This is a genomic window from Algoriphagus kandeliae, assembly GCF_004571135.1.
Lineage (GTDB): Bacteria > Bacteroidota > Bacteroidia > Cytophagales > Cyclobacteriaceae > Algoriphagus > Algoriphagus kandeliae.
Genome location: NZ_SPSB01000001.1, coordinates 925,756 through 937,392, shown reverse-complemented (window position 1 = coordinate 937,392; position 11,637 = coordinate 925,756). Strand labels below are relative to the sequence as shown.

Below are 11,637 nucleotides of genomic sequence, written 5' to 3'. Positions count from 1 at the left end.
GTATGGTCTTTTATTTACTTACTGTTTCCAGAAAGTCTCCCAATTCCCGTTTGATTCCGATCAAATGAGATTGAAGTTGTTCATTAAGGTATTGAGAGGTTTCTAGATTTTCCTCGATTTCTTCCAGAAGCTTTCTGGTTTTTACAGCTCCAATATAGCTCATTGAAGGTTTCGCCTTATGACATCTTTTTTTAATGGTCAAAAAGTCCTTTTCTTGATAAAAATGAGGCAATTCCTCCAAATCATGAATATTGGTATCGAGAATAATTTGGATCATTTCCCGAATCATATCCGGATCATCTTCTCCAAAATATTGGTAAATGGAAGATTCGCTGATGAATTGATACATGTATTTGGCGAAAAAACTGAAACTATCTAATTACTCTTAAAGAGTTTTCCTAAAATTATAAACATTTTTCAAATAGCATTATTTCTATAAAGAAAGAATTGAGCTCGGGAATCTTCTTTTAGGTATTTGGGTTTAATTTTGTTTTCTATTTAAGCATCGTGACCTTTATGAGCAGAGGAAAAAAAATATTTCTTATCCTTTTCTTCATTTTCATGGCTATCATGTTGTGGATAGGTTATGATATTTCTCAAAAAACAACCTTTCCAGGATCAAAAGGGAATTTGAAGGAGAGGATATCTACGGGACAAGAGTAGCATGAACGTTAAGAAAATTAATATTGAAGAGCTTGATTTGGAGCGAATGAAAGACAAGGTTTCTGAAAATCCTGGAACTTTGCCTTATGCCCATCATTCCGGAAGTGCCATTATCAAGCCTGAAGATAAAGGGAAAATAACTGGACGAGCTGTGGCAGCCATGCATTCTCAAACTGATATGCAAATGGCTCAAATTTACCAGCAGATGAAACTTTTGGCCGAACAGGCAGAGAAAATAAAAGCCCGCGTGGAAGTTTCCGAACGGATTTATCAAGCTGCGATAGGATTCGAACCCTTGATCAATCACATCTATTTTTTATATCAGAAATCCGATGGAACAGATTTCTTGAGTTTGATAGCTCCAGAGGAATGGGGTAGAAAAAAAGATTGGGCCCACTTTGTTGCAGAAGTAAGGCTACTAGCCGATCATACTTGGGAAATCATTCGAGAAAACGTCTGATCCATGATGCATTTGATGACCCGCCAGCTTGAATTGATTCTCAAAGATGGAGGTGCAGAATATGAATCGGAAGTTGATCTTCCAATTATGCCTCATTATTTGGATGAAAAAGGTAAAAGCTGGCTCGCTGAGATATTTTCCGATTTAGGGGGAGAAGGTTCAATTCCACTTTTTGAAAAAATCAAATTGGACTTTAAGATTAATCGCCACTTGATTTTGTGGGATACCGAAGTCCATTTTAACCGTTATAGACTAACAACTCTACGTTCTGATTTATATTCAGAAAATAATTTTTCCTTCGTCGATGCCTATAAAAGGCTTTGCAGGACCTATGAAAAGGAAGCGATAAAGGCAGGTTTACAAATGAGGATTTGGAATGGGCCTCCGATTGCAAACCGACTTTTTGGAAATTCCAATGAGCCAGGAGATTTTTCAGGAAATGGTGCATCGGGATGGAAGCTGCAAGCTTATAATGATAGCCAAATAGACTTCTTGACTAGAATTCATGGGTACAAATTAATTCGCCTTTGTCCTTTCGAGACACTGATGACAGGTGGTTCTTTAAAACGATTAGATCAAATTCTAATCAATCCCAAAGAGGAACAGCGGGAAATGATTTTCAATTGGCTAATGAGAAAAATTCAATGAAAATTTCCTTGCAAACAATAAGAATCCTCTATGTGGTTTTGCTAGGACTAATCCTATTTTATGTGCTTTATGTCTTTGAAGCATTCGGGATTAATCAAGGAACTTCGTGCTCGGGGCATGATTTTTTAACCAGAGCTGTTTTATTCGGTTTGCTAAATACACTCGTTTTTTTCGTACTTGAATTTGGTGTTTCCAAAAAGGTTCATCCGAGCACCCTTCTTCAAAAAATCGCTTGGATTTTGGTTGAAATTCTTATTGGAGGGACAGCTATTTTTCTTTTGTTCAATTACTTCTGGAATTGGCAAGAGTGGACTTTAAATGCCTATTTGTTATTGATTTTGGAGTATTTATCGATGATGGTTATTCCTTTGGCTCTTTTTCAATTTTTGATAAATGACAGGTTTAATATTCGATTACCAGGTCCTGAAATTTTAGCCTTCGAATCAGAAAACGGGAAAGATGCAGTTCAGATAAAACCCGAATTCTTTTTGTTTATCCGGTCGGACAAAAACTATCTCGAAATATTTTTTCTGGATAAAGGTGATGTCAAAACGCACTTAATTCGAAATCGCCTTAAAGTAATTGAGGACAGCTACCAGAACTCTCCATACATTCAAAGATGCCATCGAAGTTATTTGGTGAATCCACTTCAGATAGACAAAATCTTTAAAAACAAGGGTAAGTCTGAAATACATATTCAAAATCAAGTCATTCCTATTTCGGATTCATTTTTAGAAAATTTTTCAGTTTAGTTTCAAAGAACTAAAGTTCGTCCCGCATTTTAGATTTTCGTCCCAAAGCCTATTTTTTTGGACCATAATCCAGATAAATCTTTTTTGATTTGGGAAAATGAATCAATTATGATGAACACAATCATTCTGTTTGTTTGGGTCTTAAGTAGCTTTATTTCTTTTGAAAAAGATTCCCTAGCTCTTCGAACAGACTCCTATTCCGAAATTGAAAAATTGATCAATGAGGAATATGAAAAAGGGAATTTCAGTGGGAGTATTGTCATTGGGAATAAAGATGGGATGCTCTTTCAAAAACATGCTGGAATTGCAAATCGTGTTTGGAATATTCCAGTTGCTTCTGATACTCGCTTTGATATTGCCTCAGTCAACAAATCCTTTATTGCCGCTTTAATTTTGAAAGCCGTTGAGGAAAAAAGACTCGAGCTAGATTCAAAGCTGGTGGATTTATTGGATGATGTCAGTTATTCTGGAAGATTCAATTCTTCCATCACGATTCACCAAATGCTTAGCCATACATCTGGGATTCCTGATTATGATGGGGTACCAGAGCCCTTGAAGAAAAATGAATTTTCTAGGTTTAAGCGACTTCACTTTGATCCAGATTCCTACACAGATTTCATTAGCCAACTTCCCCCGCGTTTCAATCCTGGTGAGGGATTTTATTATAGCAATTTCGGATATCACCTTTTGGCCATTATCCTAGAAAAAATTTATGAAAAGCCGTTTGAAGAAATTCTTAAAGAAAAAATTTCTATCCCGTACGGACTTGATCAAACATTCTCAACGACTAACAATGAAGAGGTATTTCCACGTTTGGCAGAGGCTTATAATTATAAAAATGGAGCAAAAGAATGGTACCGAAATAGTTTTATTGACTTAACTCTTGGGAGAAGGATTTTTTCGACTGCAGGTGATTTGTTTAAATGGGGCCAAGTCATTTCAAAACTAGAATTGCTTGAACCATTGCTTCAAAAGAAAATGACTACAAATCATCTTGAATCAATTACTGATGAAATGTCCTATGGATATGGTTGGGTAGTTTATCAACCAGGAGATCATTTTCAAATGGGGGATTTGGGTATTGATTTACCGTATTTGATTCATGGAGGAAGTACAGAAGGGTATCGCTCCATGCTCATCATTATAGATGAAGGAAAGCTCATTTTTTCAATGACAACAAACTCAGGAAATCGAGCTAATGAAATGGAGTTAAGCAAACGAATTGTTCAATTATTAATAGCGAAGAAATGATAAATCAAATCCGAAATTTGGCTATTTTAATGGTTATACTCTTTTGGAATGCTACCTTTTCCTTTAGTCAAGAACTAATAGGATTATGGGAAATTCAAAAGGTGAATGTAGGTAGTATGGAGATGACACCAGTTGCTAGGTGGTCTGAAATAAAAGAAGATGGGACTTTTTATTCAGGAAATGGTTGGATGCGACATTCTGAAGGAATTTGGAGTTTTGATTCTTCTACCAATGAATTTTTACCTGAAAATCGGTATGGACCTGCTGACTCTTTTGGATCATTTAAAGTTTCTTTTGATGGAGTAGATAAAATGACCTGGACTAGAGTTGAAGAGGGAGAGGAAGTGGTTGTTTCATTAACAAAAGTTCAAGAGAGACCAACAGCCCACTGGGATCTTATGATTGGATTATGGGAGCTCAAAGAAATTACAGATGGAGTAGACTCAGAAAACAAAAAGAGTAATTTCTCTGAAAACAGTTTCCTTTTTATACGTTGGGATCGGATTTATAACCAAATGTCTCCTGAAGAGGGTCGACAAACAGGTTATTGGCATAGCCATGGACATCGGCCCGAAATGACTTTCCTAAGCCACAATTCAAATAAACCTGTGGAAAGTTGGAAAATTTCATTTCAAGGAGAAGATAATCTCCAAATGGAAGGAATATCGGACACAAATAAAGGAATTACTGTCTCCTTTCAACGATTGAGTCAATTCCCTGATTAAAAAAATCCCCTTCATTTTTGAAGGGGATATTGCTTTGGGGTTTAAATGATTAGGAAGTTTTTAGGCAAACAGACCAAACATTTCCCGCTCAATTTTTTCTACGATAAAAGAAAAATCCTCAGGTCTTTCCACAAAGTCTAAGTCATTCACATCTATAATGAGGAGTTTTCCTTCTTTATAGCCTGCTATCCAATCCTCATAGTGTTGGTTCAGGTTTTTGAGGTAGTCGATCCGCATGGCGGTTTCATAAGTTCTTCCTCGTTTCTCGATCTGGCCTACTAATTTGGGGATGTCTGCCTTTAGGTAAATCAATAAGTCCGGAGCCTTCACATGCTGAATCATGGAGTCGAATAAACTTCTGTAATTCCAATAATCCCGCTCGGTCAACAGTTTGCTTTTATACAGGTTTGCCGCGAAAATGTAGGCGTCTTCATAGATCGTTCGGTCCTGAATGGTATTCTCTTGACTTTCCTGAATTTTTCGGATTTGGTTGTATCGTGAATTGAGGAAATAGACCTGAAGGTGAAAAGCCCATCGCTTCATATCTTCATAAAAATCCGGGAGATAAGGATTATTGTCTACAGCTTCAAACTCAGCTTTCCAACCATAATGTTTGGCAAGCTTTTCAGTAAGCGTAGTCTTCCCACTCCCGATATTTCCGGATACTGCTAAATGCATATTTATTGGTTAATTATTTTTTGACGAATCTTGGTGAAACAACCAAATCTTTACTTCCTGGAGTGTATTTGTAGAATCCTTCTCCGGTTTTTACCCCTTTGAAGCCTGCTTCGACCATATTGATCAATAGTGGGCATGGAGCATATTTAGGATTTCCAAATCCATCATGAAGAACTCTTAAAATGGAAAGACAAACATCCAAACCGATAAAATCTGCCAATTGAAGTGGTCCCATAGGATGAGCCATTCCTAGCTTCATCACAGTGTCTATTTCTTCCACTCCTGCAACTCCTTCATATAAGCTGTAAATCGCTTCATTGATCATCGGCATCAAGATTCGATTGGCGACAAATCCAGGGTAATCATTTACTTCTACCGGAACTTTACCCAAATCCTTGGAAAGGTCCATAATGGTCTTGGTCACTTCATCGGAAGTTGCATATCCTCGTATTACTTCTACCAATTTCATTACCGGAACTGGATTCATGAAGTGCATGCCGATCACTTGTCCAGGGCGATTTGTAGCTGCCGCAATTTTGGTTATTGAAATGGAGGAGGTATTTGTGGCAAGAATTGCTGAAGAAGGAGTCAACTCATCTAATTGACGGAAAAGATCCAATTTGATGGCCATGTTTTCAGTGGCTGCTTCTACTACCAAATCAGCGGACTGAACTCCTGCATTCAAATCGGTAAAAGTTTTTATTCTGGATAGGGAAGCTTCTTTTTCAATTTCAGAAATAAGCCCTTTGGATACTTGGCGATCCATATTTTTGCTGATCGTAACCAAAGCTTTTTGCAAATAATCTTCTTTGAGATCTACAAGCGAAACTTCATATCCTCGCTGTGCAAAAACATGGGCAATCCCGTTTCCCATTGTTCCAGAACCGATTACTGTGATATTTTTCATGAAAGAAAGTACGTTTAAAGATGAATTATTTGGGTTTAAATTTCTATCCTATTTCGACTGCCAAAACTACCCCTGAAAAGGAGTAATTCCAATTTTTAACATGAGCATCTCCGACTTTGTTTGTCTCAAATTTCGGAGTATGGAAGATTTATATCTTACCTTTGAGGTATGGAAGAACTCGGTCAAATCAGTTTGCTACCCATCAACCGGTTTACTGACTTTGGTGCTTATTTAGCTACTAAGTCCGGTGAGGAAGTTTTGTTACCTAATCGTTATCTAACTGGAAATGAACGTGAAGGAGACGTTATTTCAGTTTTTATTTACACAGATAGTGAGGATAGACCTGTAGCGGTTACAGACATTCCGAAAGCCACATTGGACCAATGGGCAGTACTTGAAGTGAAGGAAGTGACACAAATTGGTGCTTTTTTGGATTGGGGATTGCCAAAAGATCTTTTTGTGCCAAAAGCAGAAATGGGAAAATCCATGCAGGTTGGGCAAAAATACCTGATAAAAGTATGCATGGATTACCGCACCAACAGATTGATTGGTTCTGGAAAATACAGGGATTTTTTCTATCCAGCTCCAAAAGACTATGAACCCGGAAATGAGGTAGAAGGCTTAATTTTCGAAAAGACTGACTTGGGATATAAAGTCCTGCTAGAGGATCGGTATGAAGGCTTAATCTATGCCAATGAAGTTTTTCAACCTCTTGAATTGGGGGATAAAAAAATCCTGTACGTGAAAAAGCGTAGGGATGATGGAAAGATTGATTTACAACTTCTTCCTACCGGCCGAGCCAAATATGAAGAAGGTGCTGAACGAATTCTTGAAATTCTGAAAGAGAAAGGATTTTTGCCTCTGCATGATAAATCCGACCCTGAAGAAATCAAGGCCATGCTTGGAATGAGTAAAAAGCATTTTAAGCAATGCATTGGGCAACTATACAAAGCAAGAGAAATTCAGATCTTAGAGGACGGTATCAGTCTTTCCAAAAAGGGTTCATGAGTTTGGTCCCTATAATAATCTGATTCTAAAATGGACTTAGAAAATTTTCAAAAGGAAAGTCGGTCGGATTTCCCCGCCAATAAAAAATTATTGGATAGGCTCAAGCGATTAAAGCCAAAAGAGCTTGATCAAGAATTTGAAAATCTCCATGAAGAAGTATTCGAGGAAATAGACTGTCTGGAATGTGCTAATTGCTGTAAAACCACCAGTCCAATTTTTTTGCAAACAGATATTGATAGGCTGGCTAGGGTATTTCGACAAAAGAGTGCTGCATTTATTGATGAATATTTAGAACGGGATGAAGACGGTGATTTTGTGCTAAAATACTCGCCTTGTCCTTTTTTAGGAACAGACAATAAATGCTTGGTTTATGAGGATAGACCAAAGGCCTGTCGAGAATATCCCCATACCAATCGGAAAAATATGCGAGGGATTCTTAACTTAAGCCTGAAAAATACTTTGATCTGCCCGGCGGTTCATAAAATTTTCCGCCAGTTGGATAAAGAATATAGGAAGTAAGCCGAATTTTTGGCTTTTTTGAGAATCAAACCTATAAATAACTCTATGGAACAAACGGAAACACACTTTTTGGGAGTGGATGTGGGGGGAACCCATTTAAAGATTGGATTAGTCAATAAAAATGGAGAAATCCTTGATTTTGAGAAGGAAGATACGACGCCTTTTCGGGATCATCCAAAGGGTTTTGGCCAGGCTTTTACCGAAGGACTCGCCAAATATTTCCGTAAATATCCTCAAGTTGAAAAAGTTGGTATAGGACTACCTGGACTTATTTCTAAAGACCGTACTACACCGCTTGAAATTCCTGCAATTACCAGCTTAAATAATTTTAATCTGAAGGAAAGTTTAGAAGCGAGTTATCCAGATAAGGAGTTCTTTCTAGAAAATGATGCTGCTGCGGCAGCTATTGGCGAATTCTACTTTGGAAAAGATGATCCTTCTGATAATTTCCTTTTTATCACCTTAGGAACTGGTATTGGAAGTGCATTGGTGTTGGATGGTATGGTCTTCAAAGGTTCCCGCGGAAATGCCATGGAGATGGGTCATATGCTTTCCAAAGGAAATGCTAGACTGGAAACCTTGATCGGAAGAAAGGGGATCTTGGATATTCTCGAGCGAATGATCGCTGCATTCCCTCATAAATCTGGAAGATTAGAAGGAGCAACACTAGGAGTTCATTTATTAGTAGAAACCGCCAGAGAAGGAAATGAAGTTTCTTTGATGGTTTTTGAGGAAGTAGGAGAGATCTTGGGACAAGCGATTGTTTCTACTGTTCGTATTCTGGATGTGACAGAAGTATATTTTGGTGGCGGAATTTCGGCTGGCTTGGAATTTATGATGCCGGCCTTAGAGCGTACTATCCGACAATATCTTACTAATTATTACAATAAGGATTTGACCCTGAAGAAAGCAACTTTAGAAAACGATGCTGGTGTTCTAGGAGCAGCAGCGCTTTGTTTTATGGGTTCAGGTCTGTAATCGTAACTTCAGAGACTTTAGAAATAGCATTCATTCGAAAAAGAACCTTGAGGGGTTCTTTTTCATTTTCTACTCCTTCACAATCTGAACTTGGTTCTAAAAAGTAGAAAAAGAAACTTTGACTTTTATCCACCAATTCGACTCGGTCGGGTCTTCCAAAAGTTTTGATCAAGGCCTGATTACTCGCTCCCAAAAAATTATTTTTGACCTTCTCTAATTCATCCAAATCCTGAAGGCGCAAACCATTACAACCATCCCGGTCTGCTTTCCAATTTTCTAGATTGATACCACCAGCATCTAGTTTTTGGCTACAAGAAAAAGTAGCAAAGCCTAAAGTTGCGAAAAGAATAGAGGCGTAAACTGTTTTAAAGGATTTTTTCATAGGTTCCGCAAAGGTAATGTCCATTTCACAGACAGCAAGTTCAATTTCTCATTTCGAAGGAGAGATCGAAGGTAAATAGCAATATCTAATCAAGATCCGCTGTTGAGCTGACTAAATTACTTCCTGACTTTCATTGCATTGGATGTTTTTGACAATTTTTGTCTGAAGGGTAAACCCTTTTATCCGCACTCTGTTTGGCCAAATCCTGTATATTAGCGCAACTAAATTCAGGCATATGTATTATCGATTTGGGAAAGCTTTCTATTTCCTGAGCATCTTGTTTTTCCTCTTTTTCTTATTGTATTTCTACTCAGCTCTTCCTGAGCAGGTCTCTCTTCGACCACAGGCAGAAGGAGAGGAGTTGCTTCGTTGGGAAAAAGGGAATTTCTTCTATGGTATGATTGCGTTATTTGTGCTTTTTAATGCAATTGCACTTCTTCCTCCCAAAATGTTGGAAACCAAGGCTTCGGTTAAATTGCATCGGATTTTTCCAAAAGGTGATCCTTTCCGGGACTACATTTTAACTTGGTTTTATTCGTTTGGAGGAATTCTAAATTTGAGTTTAGGAATGATGGTTTTTTACACACATTCCATCAATAATCAGCAGGAAATTGGAGCTGATCAGTTTAGTTTTTTCTTCTATTTGATTCCAACCCTACTCGCACTTTGGGTCCTCGCACTCTTTTTGCTATTTGTTGGAAAAACCAAGCAACTCCAAAATCAATCTGAGTAAAAGCTATGGCAAACCCTGTAAACTACACAGAAGACAGTATTAAGTCCCTGGATTGGCGAGAGCATATTCGCCTTCGGCCAGGTATGTATATCGGAAAATTAGGAGATGGTAGCGCCCAGGATGATGGGATTTATGTCCTTGTAAAAGAGGTGATCGACAACTCCATCGATGAGCACATGATGGGTTATGGTCGTACCATCGACGTGAAAATTTCCGAACACCGGGTTGAAGTGAGGGATTACGGAAGAGGCATTCCTTTGGGTAAAGTGATTGATTGTGTTTCTAAAATCAATACTGGAGGAAAATATGACTCAGGTGCCTTCCAAAAATCTGTGGGCTTAAATGGCGTGGGTACCAAAGCAGTGAATGCGCTTTCCGAGTATTTCAAAGTCCAGTCTTTTCGTGATGGAGAAAGTAAGGTTGCCGAGTTTGAAAAAGGGGTTTTGATCGAGGATAAAAAAATCGAGAAAACCTCAGAACGGAATGGCACCAAAGTAATTTTTTCTCCGGATTCTACAGTTTTCAAAAACTTTCATTTCATTCCAGAATATCTCGAAAATCAAATCTGGAATTATGCCTACCTCAATGCTGGCTTAACAATTAACTATAACGGAAAGAAGTATTTTTCCGACAAGGGCTTATATGACCTTCTCTCTAATAAGGTAGATGAGGAAACTATTCGATATCCGATTATCCATTTGAAGGGAAATGATATCGAAATGGCTTTGACTCACTCTAATCAGTATGGTGAAGAGTACTACTCTTTTGTGAATGGGCAATTCACGACTCAGGGGGGAACTCATTTAGCTGCATTCCGAGAGGCTATTGTCAAGACTGTTAGAGAGTTTTATAAGAAAGATTTTGATGCTTCTGATATTCGTCAAAGTGTGGTCGGAGCTATTGCTGTTCGAGTTCAAGAGCCGGTTTTCGAGTCTCAGACAAAGACAAAACTTGGTTCCCAGAATGTAGGCCCTGAGGGTCCAACTCTTCGGACTTTCGTCAATGATTTTGTTAAGACAGAACTGGATAATTATCTACATAAAAACCCAGCAACTGCAGATGCGCTTTTAAAAAGGATTCTTCAGTCCGAACGTGAGCGGAAGGAAATTTCCGGTATCAAGAAATTGGCGAATGAGCGGGCTAAAAAGGCGAACCTTCATAACAAAAAGTTGAGGGATTGTCGAGTTCATTATGACGATGCCAAGGCCGATGAGGATCTGAAAAACAATACCATGCTTTTCATTACAGAAGGTGACTCAGCCTCGGGTTCCATTACCAAATCCCGTGATGTACAAACGCAAGCAGTTTTTTCATTGCGTGGGAAGCCTTTGAATTGTTATGGAATGACCAAAAAGGTGGTCTACGAAAATGAAGAATTTAACCTTCTTCAGCATGCTTTGAATATTGAGGATGGTATCGAAGGGCTCCGTTATCGAAAGATCGTAATTGCGACCGATGCTGACGTAGATGGGATGCATATCCGGCTTTTGATTATGACTTATTTCTTGCAGTTTTTCCCTGACTTGGTTAAAAATGGTCATTTGTTTATTCTTGACACCCCGCTTTTCCGAGTTCGAAATAAAAAAGAGACGATCTATTGTTATTCGGATGAAGAACGTCAAAGAGCGATTCATAAGCTTGGAAACAAACCTGAGATTACCCGATTCAAGGGTTTAGGTGAAATTTCTCCTGAGGAATTCGGGAAATTTATTGGAGAAGATATTCGCCTTGAGCCAATCATTCTGAGAAAAGACACCAAGATTGCTGACTTGTTAGGATTCTACATGGGAAAAAACACTCCTGATCGACAAAACTTCATTATCAAAAATCTGAAGGTTGAAAAGGACTTAGCTTTGGATGATCCCAAATCTGAAGAACCAGGGGAAGAAGAAGCAGCTTAATTTCATTTTTCTTGCAATTAAGTGATCTATTG

Annotated in this window: 14 protein-coding genes; 10 read left to right on the top strand and 4 right to left on the bottom strand. The window is 38.2% G+C overall.

Translation table 11 applies throughout. The annotated features are described in order from the left end of the window. Positions 1–10: 10 nt before the first annotated feature. Positions 11–349 carry an Hpt domain-containing protein gene (locus tag E4S40_RS04050; RefSeq protein ID WP_135071183.1) on the bottom strand — a complete coding sequence of 113 codons (339 nt, stop codon included), beginning with the start codon at positions 347–349 and terminating at the stop codon, positions 11–13. Positions 350–664: 315 nt separating this feature from the next. Between E4S40_RS04050 and E4S40_RS04045 the strand changes: the two genes are divergently transcribed. From E4S40_RS04045 to E4S40_RS04025, 5 genes are all read left to right on the top strand, one after another. Then, the gene (locus E4S40_RS04045) at positions 665–1,123 is read left to right on the top strand and encodes a DUF2452 domain-containing protein (protein WP_135071180.1); all 459 of its coding nucleotides are present in this window, start codon (positions 665–667) and stop codon (positions 1,121–1,123) included. Positions 1,124–1,126: 3 nt separating this feature from the next. Continuing rightward, entirely contained in the window at positions 1,127–1,771 is a 645-nt protein-coding gene (locus tag E4S40_RS04040) for a DUF7255 family protein (RefSeq protein WP_135071177.1), read from the top strand. Next, positions 1,768–2,523: a LytTR family DNA-binding domain-containing protein gene (locus E4S40_RS04035; protein ID WP_135071174.1), complete on the top strand. Its 756-nt coding sequence runs from the start codon at positions 1,768–1,770 to the stop codon at positions 2,521–2,523. The genes E4S40_RS04040 and E4S40_RS04035 overlap by 4 nt, the downstream gene beginning before the upstream one ends. 108 nt (positions 2,524–2,631) lie before the next feature. Further along, on the top strand, positions 2,632–3,774 hold the full coding sequence (locus E4S40_RS04030) for a serine hydrolase domain-containing protein (RefSeq protein WP_135071171.1): 1,143 nt from the start codon (positions 2,632–2,634) through the stop codon (positions 3,772–3,774). Then, the gene (locus E4S40_RS04025; protein WP_135071168.1) at positions 3,771–4,499 is read left to right on the top strand and encodes a hypothetical protein; all 729 of its coding nucleotides are present in this window, start codon (positions 3,771–3,773) and stop codon (positions 4,497–4,499) included. The genes E4S40_RS04030 and E4S40_RS04025 overlap by 4 nt, the downstream gene beginning before the upstream one ends. A gap of 60 nt (positions 4,500–4,559) precedes the next feature. Here E4S40_RS04025 and E4S40_RS04020 read toward each other — a convergent pair whose 3' ends face one another. After that, positions 4,560–5,177: a deoxynucleoside kinase gene (locus E4S40_RS04020; RefSeq protein ID WP_135071165.1), complete on the bottom strand. Its 618-nt coding sequence runs from the start codon at positions 5,175–5,177 to the stop codon at positions 4,560–4,562. Between the two features lie 13 nt (positions 5,178–5,190). Then, complete coding sequence (locus tag E4S40_RS04015; protein ID WP_135071162.1) at positions 5,191–6,084, bottom strand: 3-hydroxybutyryl-CoA dehydrogenase; 894 nt, start codon at positions 6,082–6,084, stop codon at positions 5,191–5,193. A 168-nt stretch (positions 6,085–6,252) separates the two neighbouring features. On the opposite strand from E4S40_RS04015, the gene E4S40_RS04010 reads away from it, so the two are divergent. The 3 genes from E4S40_RS04010 to E4S40_RS04000 are packed head-to-tail and all read left to right on the top strand — an operon-like array spanning position 6,253 to position 8,589. Next, on the top strand, positions 6,253–7,092 hold the full coding sequence (locus E4S40_RS04010; RefSeq protein ID WP_135071159.1) for a CvfB family protein: 840 nt from the start codon (positions 6,253–6,255) through the stop codon (positions 7,090–7,092). A 30-nt stretch (positions 7,093–7,122) separates the two neighbouring features. Then, the gene (locus E4S40_RS04005) at positions 7,123–7,611 is read left to right on the top strand and encodes a YkgJ family cysteine cluster protein (protein ID WP_135071156.1); all 489 of its coding nucleotides are present in this window, start codon (positions 7,123–7,125) and stop codon (positions 7,609–7,611) included. Positions 7,612–7,656: 45 nt separating this feature from the next. Next, on the top strand, positions 7,657–8,589 hold the full coding sequence (locus E4S40_RS04000) for an ROK family protein (RefSeq protein ID WP_135071153.1): 933 nt from the start codon (positions 7,657–7,659) through the stop codon (positions 8,587–8,589). Here E4S40_RS04000 and E4S40_RS03995 read toward each other — a convergent pair. Then, positions 8,570–8,971 (bottom strand): hypothetical protein, encoded by a 402-nt coding sequence (locus E4S40_RS03995; RefSeq protein ID WP_237563125.1) that lies wholly within the window; start codon positions 8,969–8,971, stop codon positions 8,570–8,572. The two genes, E4S40_RS04000 and E4S40_RS03995, sit on opposite strands and share 20 nt — an antisense overlap. 235 nt (positions 8,972–9,206) lie before the next feature. On the opposite strand from E4S40_RS03995, the gene E4S40_RS03990 reads away from it, so the two are divergent. Both E4S40_RS03990 and E4S40_RS03985 read left to right on the top strand, forming a co-directional pair. Continuing rightward, positions 9,207–9,704 carry a DNA topoisomerase IV gene (locus E4S40_RS03990; protein ID WP_135071150.1) on the top strand — a complete coding sequence of 166 codons (498 nt, stop codon included), beginning with the start codon at positions 9,207–9,209 and terminating at the stop codon, positions 9,702–9,704. A 5-nt stretch (positions 9,705–9,709) separates the two neighbouring features. Then, positions 9,710–11,605 (top strand): DNA topoisomerase IV subunit B, encoded by a 1,896-nt coding sequence (locus tag E4S40_RS03985; protein ID WP_135071147.1) that lies wholly within the window; start codon positions 9,710–9,712, stop codon positions 11,603–11,605. Positions 11,606–11,637: the final 32 nt, after the last annotated feature.

Coding starts and splice junctions, on each gene's coding strand:
- E4S40_RS04050 (WP_135071183.1), bottom strand. CDS start 349: ATGTATCAATTCATCAGCGAATCTTCCATTTACCAATATTTTGGAGAA.
- E4S40_RS04045 (WP_135071180.1), top strand. CDS start 665: ATGAACGTTAAGAAAATTAATATTGAAGAGCTTGATTTGGAGCGAATG.
- E4S40_RS04040 (WP_135071177.1), top strand. CDS start 1,127: ATGATGCATTTGATGACCCGCCAGCTTGAATTGATTCTCAAAGATGGA.
- E4S40_RS04035 (WP_135071174.1), top strand. CDS start 1,768: ATGAAAATTTCCTTGCAAACAATAAGAATCCTCTATGTGGTTTTGCTA.
- E4S40_RS04030 (WP_135071171.1), top strand. CDS start 2,632: ATGATGAACACAATCATTCTGTTTGTTTGGGTCTTAAGTAGCTTTATT.
- E4S40_RS04025 (WP_135071168.1), top strand. CDS start 3,771: ATGATAAATCAAATCCGAAATTTGGCTATTTTAATGGTTATACTCTTT.
- E4S40_RS04020 (WP_135071165.1), bottom strand. CDS start 5,177: ATGCATTTAGCAGTATCCGGAAATATCGGGAGTGGGAAGACTACGCTT.
- E4S40_RS04015 (WP_135071162.1), bottom strand. CDS start 6,084: ATGAAAAATATCACAGTAATCGGTTCTGGAACAATGGGAAACGGGATT.
- E4S40_RS04010 (WP_135071159.1), top strand. CDS start 6,253: ATGGAAGAACTCGGTCAAATCAGTTTGCTACCCATCAACCGGTTTACT.
- E4S40_RS04005 (WP_135071156.1), top strand. CDS start 7,123: ATGGACTTAGAAAATTTTCAAAAGGAAAGTCGGTCGGATTTCCCCGCC.
- E4S40_RS04000 (WP_135071153.1), top strand. CDS start 7,657: ATGGAACAAACGGAAACACACTTTTTGGGAGTGGATGTGGGGGGAACC.
- E4S40_RS03995 (WP_237563125.1), bottom strand. CDS start 8,971: ATGAAAAAATCCTTTAAAACAGTTTACGCCTCTATTCTTTTCGCAACT.
- E4S40_RS03990 (WP_135071150.1), top strand. CDS start 9,207: ATGTATTATCGATTTGGGAAAGCTTTCTATTTCCTGAGCATCTTGTTT.
- E4S40_RS03985 (WP_135071147.1), top strand. CDS start 9,710: ATGGCAAACCCTGTAAACTACACAGAAGACAGTATTAAGTCCCTGGAT.